This is a genomic window from Butyricicoccus sp. AM32-19, assembly GCF_003480365.1.
GTDB classification, from domain to species: Bacteria; Bacillota; Clostridia; order Oscillospirales; family Butyricicoccaceae; genus Agathobaculum; species Agathobaculum butyriciproducens.
In genome coordinates, this window is sequence record NZ_QUIX01000003.1 from 20,437 (window position 1) to 36,569 (window position 16,133).

Annotated in this window: 16 protein-coding genes and 1 pseudogene; 8 read left to right on the top strand and 9 right to left on the bottom strand. The window is 56.6% G+C overall.

Annotation, left to right across the window (positions count from 1 at the left end; translation table 11 throughout):
• Positions 1–86: 86 nt before the first annotated feature.
• The 6 genes from purN to DW806_RS03940 all read left to right on the top strand — a co-directional run bounded on the left by purN (position 87) and on the right by DW806_RS03940 (position 5,032).
• On the top strand, positions 87–710 hold the full coding sequence (purN, locus tag DW806_RS03915; RefSeq protein WP_118286178.1) for a phosphoribosylglycinamide formyltransferase: 624 nt from the start codon (positions 87–89) through the stop codon (positions 708–710).
• A gap of 17 nt (positions 711–727) precedes the next feature.
• The gene (locus DW806_RS03920; RefSeq protein WP_117492078.1) at positions 728–1,441 is read left to right on the top strand and encodes an IMP cyclohydrolase; all 714 of its coding nucleotides are present in this window, start codon (positions 728–730) and stop codon (positions 1,439–1,441) included.
• A 30-nt stretch (positions 1,442–1,471) separates the two neighbouring features.
• Complete coding sequence (locus DW806_RS03925) at positions 1,472–2,647, top strand: phosphoribosylaminoimidazolecarboxamide formyltransferase (protein WP_118360630.1); 1,176 nt, start codon at positions 1,472–1,474, stop codon at positions 2,645–2,647.
• Entirely contained in the window at positions 2,647–3,180 is a 534-nt protein-coding gene (locus DW806_RS03930) for a hypothetical protein (protein WP_118360629.1), read from the top strand. The genes DW806_RS03925 and DW806_RS03930 overlap by 1 nt, the downstream gene beginning before the upstream one ends.
• Entirely contained in the window at positions 3,181–4,431 is a 1,251-nt protein-coding gene (purD, locus tag DW806_RS03935; RefSeq protein WP_118729166.1) for a phosphoribosylamine--glycine ligase, read from the top strand.
• Positions 4,432–4,507: 76 nt separating this feature from the next.
• The gene (locus tag DW806_RS03940) at positions 4,508–5,032 is read left to right on the top strand and encodes a hypothetical protein (RefSeq protein WP_110435875.1); all 525 of its coding nucleotides are present in this window, start codon (positions 4,508–4,510) and stop codon (positions 5,030–5,032) included.
• Between the two features lie 295 nt (positions 5,033–5,327).
• Here DW806_RS03940 and DW806_RS03950 read toward each other — a convergent pair.
• A pseudogene (locus tag DW806_RS03950) lies at positions 5,328–5,645 on the bottom strand (MobA/MobL family protein); the annotation flags it as partial.
• Positions 5,646–5,662: 17 nt separating this feature from the next.
• Positions 5,663–6,376, bottom strand: coding sequence for a M23 family metallopeptidase (locus DW806_RS03955; protein ID WP_118729168.1), 714 nt, complete (start codon positions 6,374–6,376; stop codon positions 5,663–5,665).
• Between the two features lie 197 nt (positions 6,377–6,573).
• Here DW806_RS03955 and DW806_RS03960 point away from each other — a divergent pair, with 197 nt between their 5' ends.
• Positions 6,574–7,239, top strand: a complete 666-nt coding sequence (locus DW806_RS03960; protein ID WP_117492072.1) for a GTP pyrophosphokinase — start codon at positions 6,574–6,576, stop codon at positions 7,237–7,239.
• 11 nt (positions 7,240–7,250) lie between these two features.
• A complete protein-coding gene (gene rmuC, locus DW806_RS03965) occupies positions 7,251–8,714 on the top strand; it encodes a DNA recombination protein RmuC (protein ID WP_242994927.1) in 1,464 nt (487 codons plus the stop codon).
• Between the two features lie 205 nt (positions 8,715–8,919).
• Here the strand turns inward: rmuC and DW806_RS15630 are convergent, their stop codons facing one another.
• From DW806_RS15630 to DW806_RS03990, 7 genes are all read right to left on the bottom strand, one after another.
• Positions 8,920–9,204 carry a hypothetical protein gene (locus DW806_RS15630; RefSeq protein ID WP_243022624.1) on the bottom strand — a complete coding sequence of 95 codons (285 nt, stop codon included), beginning with the start codon at positions 9,202–9,204 and terminating at the stop codon, positions 8,920–8,922.
• Complete coding sequence (locus tag DW806_RS15635) at positions 9,192–9,368, bottom strand: hypothetical protein (protein WP_243022625.1); 177 nt, start codon at positions 9,366–9,368, stop codon at positions 9,192–9,194. Before DW806_RS15635 ends, DW806_RS15630 begins: the two co-directional genes overlap by 13 nt.
• Entirely contained in the window at positions 9,365–9,661 is a 297-nt protein-coding gene (locus DW806_RS15640) for an alcohol dehydrogenase catalytic domain-containing protein (RefSeq protein WP_243022626.1), read from the bottom strand. Before DW806_RS15640 ends, DW806_RS15635 begins: the two co-directional genes overlap by 4 nt.
• Positions 9,662–9,734: 73 nt before the next feature.
• Positions 9,735–10,664 (bottom strand): 1-phosphofructokinase, encoded by a 930-nt coding sequence (gene pfkB / locus DW806_RS03975; protein ID WP_118729169.1) that lies wholly within the window; start codon positions 10,662–10,664, stop codon positions 9,735–9,737.
• Between the two features lie 213 nt (positions 10,665–10,877).
• Positions 10,878–11,210 (bottom strand): PTS sugar transporter subunit IIA, encoded by a 333-nt coding sequence (locus DW806_RS03980; RefSeq protein ID WP_279220770.1) that lies wholly within the window; start codon positions 11,208–11,210, stop codon positions 10,878–10,880.
• 160 nt (positions 11,211–11,370) lie between these two features.
• The gene (locus tag DW806_RS03985) at positions 11,371–14,961 is read right to left on the bottom strand and encodes an S-layer homology domain-containing protein (RefSeq protein ID WP_118729171.1); all 3,591 of its coding nucleotides are present in this window, start codon (positions 14,959–14,961) and stop codon (positions 11,371–11,373) included.
• 64 nt (positions 14,962–15,025) lie between these two features.
• Positions 15,026–16,111, bottom strand: a complete 1,086-nt coding sequence (locus tag DW806_RS03990) for an ABC transporter substrate-binding protein (protein WP_118729172.1) — start codon at positions 16,109–16,111, stop codon at positions 15,026–15,028.
• Positions 16,112–16,133: the final 22 nt, after the last annotated feature.

The window sequence follows — 16,133 nt, forward strand, 5'->3', positions numbered from 1 at the left end:
GGTTCAGTGCAAAGCGATGTGTTGAATAATCGCGTTCTGCACGAATCCACAATTCTCCATTTCATTTGTTTTTTGGAGAAAAATAAATGACAAAAATTGCAGTTTTGGTTTCGGGCGGCGGCACGAACCTGCAGGCGCTCATTGACGCACAGCAGGCGGGCAAGATCGAAAACGGACAGATTTCGCTCGTTATTTCGTCCAACCCGAAGGCGTATGCACTCGAGCGTGCCGCAAAAGCGGCTATTCCCTCCGAGGTGCTGCGCCGCAGGGACTTTTCCGACGCGGAAGAGTACGGCAAGGCGCTTACCGCTCTGCTGGAGAACGCAGACATCGGTCTGATCGTGCTCGCAGGCTTCATGACCGTCCTGCCGGACAGCTTCTGCCGCCATTTTGAAAACCGCATTATCAACGTACATCCCTCGCTCATCCCCTCCTTCTGCGGAGAGGGCTTCTACGGTCTGCGCGTGCATGAAGCCGCGCTGGCAAAAGGGGTAAAGGTTACCGGTGCGACCGTACATTTTGTATCCGAAGTGGTAGACGGCGGCGCAATTATCGCGCAGAAGGCCGTTGAAGTGGAAGATGGCGACACACCGGAGACCTTGCAGAAGCGCGTCATGCAGAACGCGGAGTGGATTCTTCTGCCGCAGGCAGTATCCGACTTCTGCGCAGGCAGACTGCGCGTGGACGGCGCTATCGTCCATAAAAACTGAACAGGAGTGACAGCATTATGAGCAAGAATGTTTTTGACATCAGCCAGGAGCTGATGAGCAACGCATATCCCGGCCGCGGCATTATTCTCGGCCGCACCCCGGATAATAAAAAGAATGTTATCGCCTACTTCATCATGGGCCGCTCGGAGAACAGCCGCAACCGCGTGTTCACCGAAACCGAGGACGGTATCCGCACGGAGGCATTTGACCCGTCCAAGATGGTCGATCCCTCGCTGATCATCTATCATCCGGTGCGCCTGTACAACGGCACCCTGGTCGTTACCAACGGCGACCAGACCGATACCATCGTGGACTATCTCAAGCAGGGCAAGAGCTACTTTGAGGCGCTCCGCACCCGCCAGTTTGAGCCGGACGCCCCCAACTACACCTCCCGCATTTCGGGCGTTGTCAATCCGGACGGCTCCTACAGCCTGTCCATCCTCAAGAACTTCACCTCGGACCGCACCGCCAACAAGCGTTTTTTCTATGAGTACGATAAGCCGGTTGCCGGTCTGGGCCATTTCATCCATACCTATCAGTGCGACGGCGATCCGCTGCCGCCGTTCCGCGGCGAGCCGAAGTGCATCCGCATCGAGCTGCCCATTCACGAGTTCACCAACCTGCTCTGGAACAGCCTGAACGAGCAGAACAAGGTTTCGCTGTTCGTGCGCTACGTCGATCTGGAGACCGGCGAAGTTGAGCAGGAAATCCGCAACAAGAACGCAGAATAACTGCGGCCTGATGAGCAGAAAGGACTATTTATGAAAGAATTAGCCTTAAAGTACGGCTGCAACCCCAACCAGAAGCCGGCCCGCATTTTTATGACCGAGGGCGAGCTTCCGATTGAGGTACTCAACGGCAAGCCGGGTTATATCAACTTCTGTGACGCATTCAACTCTTGGCAGCTCGTCCGTGCGCTGAAAAAGGCGACCGGCCTGCCCGCAGCTGCGTCCTTCAAGCACGTTTCTCCGGCCGGTGCCGCGCTCGGCAAGCCGCTGACCGATGTTGAGCGTCAGATGTACTTTGTTGACACCGACAAGGAGCTGTCCCCGATTGCATGCGCTTACATCCGTGCACGCGGCGCTGACCGTCTGTGCTCCTACGGTGACTGGGCGGCGCTGTCCGATACCTGCGACGCAGACACCGCTTCCTACCTCGCACACGAGGTTTCCGACGGCATCATCGCACCGGACTTCACCGCTGAGGCCCTCGAGATCCTCAAGACCAAGCGCAAGGGCGGCTACAACGTTGTCAAGATCGACCCGAACTACGAGCCAAAGCCGATCGAGCAGCGCGACATTTTCGGCATCCGCTTTGAGCAGGGCTACAACAACTACGAGATTAACGAGAGCCTGCTCACCAACATCGTTACCGAGAACAAGAATCTGCCGGAGAGCGCAAAGCACGACATGATCCTTGCACTCATCACCCTGAAGTACACCCAGTCCAACTCGGTCTGCTACGTCAAGGACGGCATGACCATCGGTGTCGGCGCAGGTCAGCAGAGCCGCATCCACTGCACGCGCCTCGCGGGCAACAAGGCCGACAACTGGTTCGTTCGTCAGCATCCGAAGGTTCTCGGTCTGCAGTTTGTTGACGGCATCCGCCGCCCGGATCGCGACAACGCGATCGACGTTTACACCTCGGACGAGTACGAGGACGTACTGGCTGAAGGCGTATGGCAGAAGACCTTCAAGGTAAAGCCGGAGGTGCTCACCGCTGAGGAAAAGAAGGCGTGGATTGCAAAGAACACCGGCGTAACCGTTGGTTCGGACGCATTCTTCCCGTTCGGCGACAATGTAGAGCGCGCACGCAAGTCCGGCGTGGAGTACATTGTACAGCCGGGCGGCTCCATCCGTGACGACAACGTAATCGAGACCGCGAACAAATACGGCATCACGATGGCGTTCACCGGCATGCGTCTGTTCCATCACTAATGAAACTGCTGAAAGGCTATTATGCCTACTTAGCCGTATCCGGCGGACTGCTGCTCAGTCTGGCCGCGCAGCACAACTGGGCACTGCAGATACTGGCGTTCGCGCTGGTGTCTGCCGGTGCGCTGTCCGTGCAGAATGCGTCCCGCTGGTATATGCGCGCGAGCATTGCCGCGGACGTGACGATGGCGTTCAAGCTCATCCTCGGTCCGGCAGTCATCCCGCCCTGTCTGCTGCGGATTGTGCTGCAGTATGCGGCGCTCGTGCCGCTGCTGCTCACCGGCTGCATGCTGCTGATGGGTGTCAAAGACCAGATGCACAAGATCGAGCACAGCACGCTGCCCGAATGGGTTTTGCTGGTGATCTGGAGCGCGGGCTACATTCTTGTGCTCGTGAGCGCACCCGGCTGGCTGAACGACTATCTGTTTAACACCGTCTGGACGCTGGCCAATACCTGCATCTCCATCGGCACAGTAGCACTGATCGTAGAAATGTTCCGCGCACAGCGCATATACCTACAAACGGAGGAACAATAAATGAAAGTTTTGGTTATCGGCGGCGGCGGCCGTGAGCACGCCATCGTCCATACATTGAAGAAGAGCCCCAAGGTTGACCACATCTGGTGTGCGCCGGGCAACGGCGGCATTGCCGCTGAGGCAGAGTGCGTACCGATTAAGGCAACCGACATCGACGGCATGGTTGCTTTCGCCAAGGAGCACAAGCCGGATCTCGTTATGGTCGCACCGGACGACCCGCTTGCACTCGGCATGGTAGACGCGCTCGAGGCCGCAGGCATCCGTGCCTTCGGTCCGCGCAAGAACGCCGCTATTATTGAGGGCAGCAAGTCCTTTGCCAAGGATCTGATGCAGAAATACAGCATTCCGACCGCTGGCTACGCCGTTTTTGAGAACTCGGCGGATGCCATCGCGTACATCAAGAAGAACGGCGCGCCAATCGTTGTCAAGGCGGACGGCCTTGCGCTCGGCAAGGGTGTTACCGTTGCCATGACCGAGGAAGAAGCCATCGAGGCGGTCAAGGACGCGATCGACGGCGGCGCATTCGGCGGCGCCGGTGCGCGTGTCGTTATCGAGGAGTTCCTCACCGGCCCTGAGGTTTCCGTGCTGGCATTCGTTGACGGCAAACACCTCAAGACCATGCCGTCCGCACAGGATCACAAGCGTGCCTACGACCATGACGAAGGCCCGAACACCGGCGGTATGGGCGCATTCTCGCCGTCCCGCTTCTATACCGACGACATTGCCGCCGAGTGCATGGAGACCATCTTCAAGCCGACTGTCGCGGCCATGGAGAAGGAAGGCCGTCCGTTCAAGGGCGTGCTGTATTTCGGCCTGATGCTGACCCCAAAGGGCCCGCGCGTTATCGAGTACAACGCCCGTTTCGGCGACCCGGAGACGCAGGCTGTCCTGTCCCGACTGGACACCGACCTGTTCGACATCTTCAATGCCGTTATCGACGAAAAGCTCGAGGACATTGACATCAAGTGGGCGGACAATGCCGCCTGCTGCGTCTGCATGGCGTCCGGCGGCTATCCGAAGGCCTACGAAAAGGGCAAGGAGATCACCGGTCTGGACGATGTGACCGACTCGTTCGTATTCCACGCCGGCACCGCCGTCAAGGACGGCAAGCTGGTAACGAACGGCGGCCGCGTGCTCGGCGTAACGGCAGTTGCCCCCACGCTCGACGAAGCGATCCTCAAGGCGTATGCCGATGTCAAGAAGATTCACTTCGATAAGGCGCATTATCGCACCGATATCGGCGTAAAGTAATATTTTACGTTTATTGTAGGGCGGGCTGACCTCAGCCCGCCCTACATTCTGCGTGAATGGAAGAAAGGAAAAAAGAATGAAAATCGAACAGCAAAATCAGATTTTAGGCTGCATGAACGATGTTCTCAACCAGAACGGTTTCCGTGCGGAAATCATGCAGAAGGACGGCGCACCGACCATTCTGCGCTGCGAGGCAATGCGTCAGGGCAAGGTTGCCAAGGACGTTGTGATTGAAGCCTGCTTCATCCCGATGCAGCTGCCCGCAGAGGACATGGGTCTGCTGCAGTTCTTCGTTACTCTGTTTCAGGGTGCCCCGGAAAACAACAAGGTGCAGCTTCGTCATGCGTGCGATTACTGCAACAACTTCTGTGCGCTCGGCTCGTTCGGCTTCTTTGAGGAGGCCGGTCAGATTTACCTCAAGCACAACACACTGGTGGACGGCTCTCTCGAGCTCGAGAAAATCATTCCGTTTGTGGCGGATAACATTTCCGTGCTGATTGCGGCAGTCTCCCGCTTCATCGACGGTCTGGCGCAGATTGCCTATGCAGGCATGACGCTCGACGCTGTTATCGAGCAGGACTTGTTCCCGAAGCTCGGCTAATTGCAAACAAGAAAACACCGCAGAGTAAGGCTTAACCGTTTTAAGGAACTATAAGTCCTGCGGTTAGGGCAGAGAACGGTGTGACCGTTAAGGTCACGCCGTTTTTTTGCGTCCAAGGGTAGATTCTGCAATCATGAGTTCTGTCAGTGCGGGGATTTCCACATGGTCCCTTTCAAGAATCCGCGAAATCTGCTCTGGGCCTTTGCCGTCAATGCAGAGGTCAAAGACGCGCTTGACAATCTGGGCAGCATCCTCATCCAGAATCCACTTGTCCTTGCCGCTGCTCGTTGCCCTATCTGCCGTGTTCGTCCAAAGGGCGAATGGGACACATGACATGAAAGTGCGGATTGAAAATGCCGACGTCCTCCTTGTCGAGAGAATGAACGGCAAAGTCCACTACCATACCCCGGCTCACAAAGTTCTCCAACAAAAATTGCCTTGCCAGAGCGATGTTCTCCTGCATGGAAAACTCGTTCTGCAAGGCAATGTCAAAGCTGTACGCAAGCTGTGCTTTCTTTCCGCATTCGGCTTTCTCCACCGCGTTCCAGAGGGTTTCTCGGTCTGCATACTCCGATGGCGCATGCGATGGCAGCAGGATTTCAGAGCAGAGGACGCACAGTCTGTGTCGATTTACTCCGGCTCATCCTCATCGAGCAGCGTGAGTACATCAATCGGCGCGTCATTCTGCGTCACCTGCACATGCACATGAGTGCCGAGTGCGGATTCTGCAGGAATGCTGTCCGCGCACACGCCGAGCGCCTCACCGGCGGAGACAGCCTGCCCTTCCTGCACGCGTACATCGTCCATGCCGCAGTACGACGAGGTCAGACCGTTAGTATGCGTCAGCGTCACGCAGGTGCCGTACAGGCCATCCTCGGCAATCTGCTGCACAGTGCCGTCGGTCAGTGCGAGCACGGTTTCGCCGGCTTCGGCAGAGAAGTCCGTGCCGGCATGAACACGCCAGTCGCCCATGGTCGGCTGGAACAGCAGCGTGTCACCCGAAAACGGCGTCAGCACGGCTCCGGACACCGGCCGCACATACACAGGGGCGCTGACCGTCACAGCCGGTTCCGGCTCTGCCGCCGCGACCGGCTGTTCCTCGATCACCGGCTCAGGTTCCTGCTCCTGCTGCGGAACGGTGGCCGGTTCGGTCGGTGCTTCGGCGGTCGAGTCGGCCGGTGCGATGATAGGCATTCCGGTGTCCGGCTCGACCGCGTTCTGCCGGTGTGCATTGCCCCAGATCACCCATGCGGATGCGGCAATGATGAGCGCACACAGCGAAAGAATGGTGTAGAATCCGCGGGTAGAGAGCGCCGCGGTGTGTTTGGATTGATATTGCTTCATGTCCCTTTACCTCCGTTGCTGACAGTATGGTCGGCTGCTGCGGAAAATATACGCGCCGCCGAAAATTTGCCGCACAGCGAACACTTCATCGGCAGATGCCGGATAGTCCACAAAATGGGAGACGTCTGCGGATTGTACCCAATCGTCGAATGTGGTATACTAAATAAAAAAAGAGAAACGCAAGGAGGGTAAAGACTATGGAACTGGCTGACTTTTTCGCAATTGACCGGCTGTCGCAGCACGACGAGGAACTGCTGATCGAATCCGCGATGCAGATGCAGCAGATGATGCTGCTGTACGAATCCGGCATCCGTGAGATCAAGACCAAGCTGGATATTCTAAGCGATGAGTCGCGTATTTCGGGCAAGCCAAGCCCGATTGATGCCATCAAAAGCCGCATCAAAAGCCCGCGCAGCATTATCAGCAAGCTCAAGCGGCGCGGATTCCCGATCACGCTGCAGTCCATGATAGACAATCTGAACGATATTGGCGGTATCCGCGTGATCTGTCCGTTTATCGAGGATATTTACACAGTAGCGGACATGCTCATGCGGCAGGATGACTTGACGCTGATCGAGAAGAAGGACTACATTGCCAATCCCAAGCCGAACGGCTACCGCAGCCTGCATCTGATCCTCGAGGTGCCGATTTTCCTCGCGGAACGCACGCAGCCGGTACGCATCGAGCTGCAGATTCGCACGATGGCGATGGATTTCTGGGCCAGCCTGGAGCACCAGCTGCGCTATAAATCCGATGTGGAGATTCCGGAGCATGTATCCGATGATTTGAAGAAGTGTGCGGATGTTATTGCGGAGACCGATCAGGAGATGCAGCGCATCGCAAAAGAACTGAAAGTGCTGTAAAAGGAGAAATTATGCAATACATACCCATTATAACCCTGGTCCTGGTTGTTATTCTGCTGGGACTGGTCATCGTTCTGCTGACCCGCAAGCCGGAAAAGCCGGAGCTTCCGCAGCAGATCGACCCAACCGCATCCATTACTGCGCTCGGCACGCTCGTGACGCAAAACCTGCGCGAAGGCCGGGAAGCGCAGAGCAATCAGCTTTCCGCGATGGACAAGAGCCTTGGAGACAAGATGAGCGGTCTGACCGATCAGCTCGGCAGGTTTGAGACGCGTCTGCAGGGTTTCACGGCGGAAACAACGCAGAATCTGACTAATATCCGCGAAACCGTGGACAAAAACCTGCACACCTTCACGGGTGAGACAAAACAGAATCTGGAAACTATCCGCAGCACGATGGACAAGAATCTGCACACGTTCACCGGCGAAACCAAACAGGATTTGGAAACTATCCGCGAAACGGTAGATAAAAATCTGCACACCTTCACGGGTGAGACTAAGCAGGATTTGGAGAACATCCGCGTTACAGTGGATAAAAACCTGCGTGCCATGCAGGAGGACAACAACAAAAAGCTGGACGATATGCGTCAAATTGTAGACGAAAAGCTGCAGAAAACGCTGTCTGAGCGCATGAATGAGTCATTCAAGCTGGTCAACGAGCGTTTGGAGCAGGTTTACAAGGGCCTCGGTGAGATGCAGACGCTGGCACAGGGTGTCGGTGATTTGAAGAAGGTGCTCACCAATGTCAAGACCCGCGGCATTGTGGGCGAGATTCAGCTGGGCGCGATCCTCGAGGACATTCTCGCGCCCGAGCAGTACGAGACCAACGTGGCGACCGTGCCGAACAGCCGCAATGTGGTCGAGTATGCGGTCAAGCTGCCCGTTGAGGACGGCAGCTTTGTCTGGCTGCCGATCGACTCCAAGTTCCCGGGAGACACCTACGGGGCGCTCCGTGATGCGTACGAGGAAGGCTCGCGCGAGCAGATTGACGCATGCGTCAAGCAGCTGATCGCCACCCTCAAATCCGAGGCGAAGGACATTCACGATAAGTACCTTGCGCCGCCGCATACGACCGAGTTCGGCATCATGTTCCTGCCCTTCGAGGGACTGTACGCCGAAGCTGTCAGCCGCGGCATGGTGGAGATTCTGCAGCGGGACTACCATGTCAATCTGGCAGGTCCGAGCACAATGGCGGCGCTGCTGAACAGCCTGCAGATGTCGTTCCGCACGATTGCGATTCAGAAGCGCTCGGGTGAGGTCTGGAGCGTTCTGGGTGCGGTCAAGACCGAGTTTGACAAGTTTGAAGCCTGCCTGACGCAGACGCAGAACCGACTCGATCAGGCGAGCCGCGAGCTGGATAAGCTGGTCGGTACGCGCACGCGCGCTATCCGCCGCAAGCTGAAGGGCGTTACCGAACTCAGCGAGAGCGAAACGCAGAAGGTTCTGGATATCGGCACCGATTCGGAAGAAGAGTGAAGCGCTGAGCAGAAAGAAATTCTCAACCGCTTTCTCGGCAAAAGAAAACACCGCAGAGCAAGGCTTAATAGTGATAAGGTACTATTTAGCTTTGCGAGGGGCAATATACAGATACTGCCGCCGTATCGGCGTATGAGCCGAATATCTGACTTTAACCCCAAAAGGAACCCTGCCTGTTCCAACAACAGACAGGGTTTTCTCACTGTTACAGCACCTTTTTTTGCCGCCCGGAAGCTTTGACAGATTGAGCGTAGTCGCGGCCGAGCACGGCGCTGCACAGCTCTACCACGGCTGCGACCGGTGCATAGCAGAATACATCGTCGAAGCCGGTGCCGCCGGTCATTTCGCGCAGCTCTGCCGCCGAATTTTCCATCTTGCCGGTGTTGACAAAGTGCAGGTCGATGCCGTCCTTCTCCTTAACCTCTGCGGGCGGGAACAGCGCCTCGGCGTGTGCCAGACAGTCCTCGTTCACATCGGTCACAACGACCATGGACGGACGTCACGGTGCAGCGCATACGTCAGCGCACTCAGGCCCATCGGACCGGCACCTGCCATGATGACCAGCTTGCCGCCCTTTTTAATACCCATTTCGCGGTGATAAACACCTATCTTGGTGTGATAAGCGGCGTTAAACGCACCGACCGAGCAACTCATCGTCTCCGCAAGAGACACCTCGTAGTAAGCGCGGGCTGCAGCGTGAACTTCATGCCCGGCTTGAATTTATCCTGATGCTTCGCGCCAACCTTGACGATATCGCCCGCAAACTCGTGCCCCATGACGGCCGGATGCTCAGCTACATCGGGATGCACGCGCTTGTGCTCGGTGCCGAGGATGGCACACTTGTAGGTGGACATACAGATGCTATCAGATACGACCTTGACCAGAATCTCATCATCGCGGATTTCCGGCAGTTCAAAGGTATCCAGACGCAGGATCATTCGCAGCATGCAGACGTACAGCTCTTGTTTTCATAATAAAACTCTCCTTCACCATATCTTAAAACACGATAGATTTCAGCAATTACAACTTGGAAAAGCGTACTTTCGGAAGCAGCGCCTCGATAACCGAGCGCTCGGCGGCCTGTGTGCCGCTGCACATGACATTCGCGGCTCCGGTTGCAGTCGAGAGACGGACCGCGTTCTCCTCGCTCATATCCTGCGACTCGGCATAGGCCAGCGCGGCCACCACGCTGTCACCCGCACCGACCGTACTGCCGACCGGAACCTTGAGTCCCTCAGCGTAAATCGTGCTGCCCTTGCGCAGATACAGCGCACCGCGGCCGCCCAGCGAGATAACCACCCGTTCGATACCGCTCTCCAGCAGCTTTTGACCTTCTGCGGTCAGTTCTTCGATGGTTTCCAGTTTTCTGCCCGCCAGACGCGACAGTTCATCATCATTCGGCTTGATGAGGTACGGCGCGGCCTTTAAGCCTTCCGCCAGTAAAGCGCCGTCCGCATCGAGGAACACCCGCGCACCTGCGTTTTTGCATGCGCTCGTCCACACGCGATAGGTTTCCTGCGGTGCGCCCTTCGGCAAGCTGCCCGCCAGCACCACAATGTCGCCTGCGTGCACCTCAGCCAGAAGGTCGTTCAGCAGCGCATCTAAATCTGCGTTCGTAACGGTCAGACCCGGCTCGTTGATGTCGGTATTCGTGTGGCCGACCCGGTCGATGATTTTGATATTCGTGCGGGTCTGCCCCTCAACGAACCGGAACTGCGTGGTGAAATTCTCGTTTTCGAGCAGCTTTTCAAGCGTTCTGCCGCTCTCACCGCCCAGAATGCCGACGGCGCGGCTCTCGCCGCCCAGCTTGGCAATCACTTTGCTCACGTTAATGCCCTTGCCGCCGGGATCCGTGCGCATTTCCGTGATGCGGTTGACCGTGTCAAGCGCAATACCCGGAATTTCTACCGTTTTATCCAATGCAGGGTTGAGTGTTACCGTATAAATCATGGAATGACTCCCTCCAGATATTTGAAACTATTGAAACAAAAGCTATAATCAAAATAACAACAGTCCATATAAGCGTCAATCTGTTATTTCAACAAATAATCCCTTTCGTTTTTGTAAGGAATTACAAGAGCACATTCTCCCTGTAAATTCTGTTCTGCGTGCAAAAGGAACGGCAATGCAGAATATTTTCCGCATTACCGCTCCCTTTTATGCTTAATCTCTGTGTTCTGAGAACAGACGATCCAGCTTTTCTTCCAACAACTGCACGGCTGCGTCGCGCTGACCGGTCCGCAGGCGCTCGATCACCTCAGGCTCCTCGATCAGCTGTGCGCTCACCATGCGCATGACCTCCACTGGAATCGGATCACCGGTATCCGGCGCAAGCAGCACGAGTGCCCCCATAATCATCTTTCCGGCCTCGTAGACCGGCGGCTGTGCCTGTAAATAGCCGAATCGGCAGTCCGATACCGCCTTTGTCCTGCAATGCAGCAGTAGCGCGAACAGCGGCTTGATATAGGTATCGCCCATGGCTTCCCGCCGGCGCAGCTGCTGCGCTCGAGAAGATGTTCGCTGAGATCAAGTAACTGAATTTCGACACAATCAAACCTGAAAAAACAGGAGAGGTTATCCCTCTCCTGTTTTTTCAGGTTCCGAACGCAAAGGGTCTCCCGCCATTCGGCGGGAGACCCTTTCTCATTTTACCGGCTTATTTACCGGTCTTTTCACACAGCTTCTGCATGATAACAGCTACCTGTGCACGGGTGGCCGTGCCCTGCGGGTCAAAACGGTTGCCCGATTTGCCGCTCAGCAGACCAGCCTTCTGCATTCTGGTTACAGCGTCCTTCGCGTAAGCGCGGATGCTTGCGCTGTCGGCAAATGCGGCTGCACTGCCGTTCTCCTCTACCTTGGTGCCGGTGGCGGTCAGGTAATTGTCCATGATAACCGCAGCCTGCTCACGGGTGATGAGCGCATTCGGATTGAAATGCGAAGCGTCCACGCCGGAAACGATCTTGTTGGCTGCTGCCCAGTTGACGTATGCGTTGTAGTACATTTTGCTGTCTACGTCGGCAAACTGGCTCTGGGTGTTGTACGCGGAGATATCTGCGCCTGCCATACGGCCAAGCACGGTGACAAACATGCCGCGGGTCATACCCTCGTTCGGGGAGAAGGTGGTTGCGGTCGTGCCGTTGAACAGCGCCTTATCGGTCACATATTCGATGGCATCCTTTGCCCAGTGGCCCGCGATGTCGGTAAAGGTGCTTACCGTACCCTCAACGACCTTAACATTCTTGCCCACGGTGCCGTAGTTGTCGTAATCCACAGAGTAATCGTTGAATACATCATCGGATTCGTAGCCTACTGCATCGGTGAAGGTGCCCTCGTTCCAGTCTGCCAGCGTTGCCCAGGTATTGGTATTGCCGGCCTTGACGGTGTACGCGTTGATAACCGGAATATCGGTGGACTTCTCTGCAACAGAGGAGTTCAGTACGGTAGTAACGCGAACATACTTTGCACTGCCCAGTGCGGAAATATCAACCGTGTTCTTGCCGTTCTTCAACTCTGCGGACTGGGAAGCCTTTACGGTCTTGCCGTCGTCCGAGGTCTCAACGGTTGCGGTTGCAGAAGCCGCGCCGGTAATCTCTGCGTTATAGGTAAACTGTGCTGCACTGCCGGTCATTGCGCGCCACTCGGTGGTGTGCGTGCCCTTGGTGACGATATTCTCCGGTGCGTAATCCAGCCATACGACCAGCTTGTCGCTTTCCGGACCCTTTGCAGTCGGATTTGCGTAAATCTGCTTGTTCTCCTCTGCGGTCAGCTTGGTGGTATAGAAGCGGAGCTGACCGATGTCACCTGTCAGCATGGTGTGCGTCTTGCCGCGGCCGCGGCCCGTCAGCAGATGACGGTGGAATGCAAAGCCGGAGTACATGGACTTGCCTTCCCAGTTGCGGATCTCAGAATCAAAATTCGGTGCATCGGTGTGACCGCTTGCCTTGGTATCCTCGTAGCTGTCGCCGCCGGTTGCACGGTCAAAGCCGCCGGTGTACTGTACCCACTTGCCGAGGGTAACGCCGCCGCCCATATTCTCGTCGTCGTTCCAGAAGTACTCGCCGTTATCGTTGTTAAAGCCAATGCCATAGGTAACCATGCCGGTCTTGCGGACTGCCATGCGGAACAGGTAGTTGGTGCCGTAGCTGATGGAAGCGCCCTTCATCAGCAGCGGGTTGTGGTCCCACTCATCGCCCGTTGCCAGACGGTCGATGTTTGCCCAAACCATGCCGGTAACGCCGTTGTCTACCACATAGTTCTTGTTATCCGGAATTTCCACATAATCGTCCACGCCGTCCAGAGACAGACCCCAGCCGCCGTTGTACTTAACGAGCGTCGGATTGCCGCGGATGATGCCGTCGTTGCCCTTGCCGGACTTATCCTTTACGATCGGGGTGCCCTGCATGGAGCCGAGCACGGCAACGGTCTTCTCTGCCGAGTTGCCGACCTTGACGGTATAGCTGCCGCCTGCCGGTGCCTTGTAGGCAAACTCAACCGTGCGGGTCTCGCCTGCCTTAAGCGCAGTCTTCTGCGAGGTAACGGCTGCGCCGTTGATGTACAGCACTGCCTCTGCGGTGCCGTCCTCATTGCCGATGTTCTGCACATCCGCCTTGGCGTAGATGACATCGCTGGTCGGCTCGCTTACTGTGCCGCCGCCGAGCTGCAGGCGCAGGTTGCTGTAGGTGTAGGTTGCCTTGCGGAAGGTAACATTGACAGTCTTGGTGTAGCTGTCCAGCTTGAGGGTATGCGTGCCGAGTGCAGAAAGCGTCAGCGGTGCGCTCAGCGTTGCGGACTCGCCGGGATTCAGACCGACAACACGCTCCTTGCCGCTCTTGCCGAACTCATACAGCCAACGGTCGGTGCCGTTGTCCTTGACACACATGGAGGCGGTCGCCAGACCCTTGCCGACATTGGTCACCTTTGCGGATACCGTAACAGTGCCGTTGGACTGAACGGTGTCCGGGGTGATGGAAATATCGCTGTACGCCAGCTTGGTGCCGTCCTTGGACAGCGTAACCGTCTCAAATACCTTCTCGCCGTCGCTGCTCAGACCCAGGTTCTTATAGGTCAGCAGACCGTCCTTGACGGTTACTTCGAGCATATCGCCCTTGCCGGTTGCAAGCAGGTTGGGATAGTTGTCGTTTAGGCGCTGATCCGGCTTGCCGGTGTCGATCTTGCCGTCGCCGATGCGGGCATCGCCCTGGGTTACATACAGGGTATCCGCGCCGCGCTTCGGATCAGCAGAAGCATAGCGGGAATACAGATGGGTATGGCCGCTGAACATGATATTCACGTTGCCGTTCTCCACGATGGAAGGAACGTACTTGCGGGTCAGGTCATCCTCGAACGGATGGTGCATGGTAACAACGCGGAAGTCAGCCTTCTTGGCATCGTCGGTTGCAAGATCGGCCTTGAGCCAGTCGAGCGACTCGTTTACAACGGCCTTGGTTGCCGCATCTGCCTCGCCGCCGCCCGCAGTGGAGTTCAGCTCGAACAGGGACCACGGGTTGCTGTCCAGCATATCGAAATGCACCGGACCGCAGTCAAACGCTACGTTGCGTCCGGTCTCGTTGGACTTATACTGCTCCTTCTGCACCTTGGTGACATACTCATCAAAGTAGGCACCGTAATCGTGGTTGCCGCTGTTGTAGATAACCGGCACATTGTGCAGGAACGAGCCGACATTCTGGAACCAGTACGGGAACTGATCCTTCTGAGAGCCGGTGCCCTCTACCATATCGCCGGTATGCAGGATAAAGTCCGGATCGAACTGTGCGATCACATCGGAAACCTTGGTTGCCGTTTCAAAGCGATGGCTGTCGCTGACAACCACAAAGCGGATCTCATCCGAATTTTCGGGCAGCGTGCGGAAGTGACCTTCCACAGTCTGTCCGTCCTCGGTCTCAACCTTGTAGGTATAGGTCGTACCCGGAGTCAGATCGGTCAGGCGGGCACGATACATGTGCATGCTCTCACCCTTAAACTTTTCGCCCTCCTCTACCGGAACCTCGAGCGTTTTCTTGTCCGCATCGCTCGTACCGTAGGTAATGGTGGACTTCATCGGTTTATCCAGTTCCCAAACGACAACCATGCCGTTTGTTTTCGGGGTCATCAGGTACGGACCCGTCAGGAAGGAGCCGGTATCCGTCCTTCCGATTGCGAAAGCAGTGCTCGGCACCAGTGTTGCCAGCATCACGGCCGACAGCACACCGCTGAGCAGCCGCCGCATACGCGAAGATTTTTTAGCCATTTTCTTTTCTCCTTTCTCTTCACGGTACGGCTGCCGCCATACCGCCGCGTCTATGTTAAACCTTTTAAGCCAAGGTTCGCGCGCTGTAAATATGCGTGTCGAAGTACGAAATCAGCCGCGTGCGGTTCTCGCCTGCCCACTCCAGATCGTAGGTGATGAGCTTGACCTCGTCCAGCGGCGGCAGTCCGTCCGCTGCGCGGGCGGTGCTGTTTGCCGGAAGGCGGCAGCTTTTCGCTTCGATATAGCATTCCTCTCCGCGGGAAGAGGTCAGCCAGTCGATAAAGGTGCGGGCGTTTTCGCGCTCCTGCTCCGGTGCACCACGCACAAGCGCGCACGCGCCGATCTCATAGCCGGTGCCGTCTGCCGGACTGCGCACCTCAATGGGATAGCCATCCAGCGCCGCGCGGAAGGCGTCATGCGAGAACACGATACCGACGGCGTATTCGCCGTTTTTTACCCGCTCTGCCGGCTCCACACCCGAACGGGTGTACAAACCGACGTTTTGGTCTAATTTTTGAAGATACTCCCATGCCTTGTCCTCGCCGCGCATCTGCACAAGCGTTGCCAGCGTGGTATACGAGGTACCCGAGCTTTTCGGAGTTGCCATCACAATCTGCCCTGCCAGTGCAGGCGACAGCAAATCGTCCCAGCAGGTCGGCATCGGCGTTCCCGTCCGTGCAAACCAGTCGGTGTTGCAGGCGAAGCACAGCGTACCGATGTAGATCGGATTCCACACGCCCTGCTCATCCTGATAGGCTTCGGGCACATCGGTCAGCTCGGGACTTTGATACGCCTCCAGCAGACCGGCCTCTCGCAGCTGAATATAGTTATCCGCCGAGCCGCCCAGCAGCACAGAAGCCTGCGGGTTGTCCCGCTCCTGCTCGAGCCGCGCGGTCATTTCTCCGGCAGGAAGATGAATACAGTCCACGGTGATGCCGGTATCCTTGCGGAAGGCACTGCAGTACAGCAGCGTTTCCGACTCCGGCAGCGGACTGTAAACGGTAAGATGGTCATATTTCGGTGTTTCTGTCCCCTCCTCCATCGCATGATCGTTCTCCTGCGGTGAGGGATCGTTCTGCTGCTGACCCGTACAGCCGCAGAGCAGTCCGGTCAGCAGCAGAACAACAGGAAGAAAACATATTTTTTTCATAGCTTCCACCTCGATACAAAAG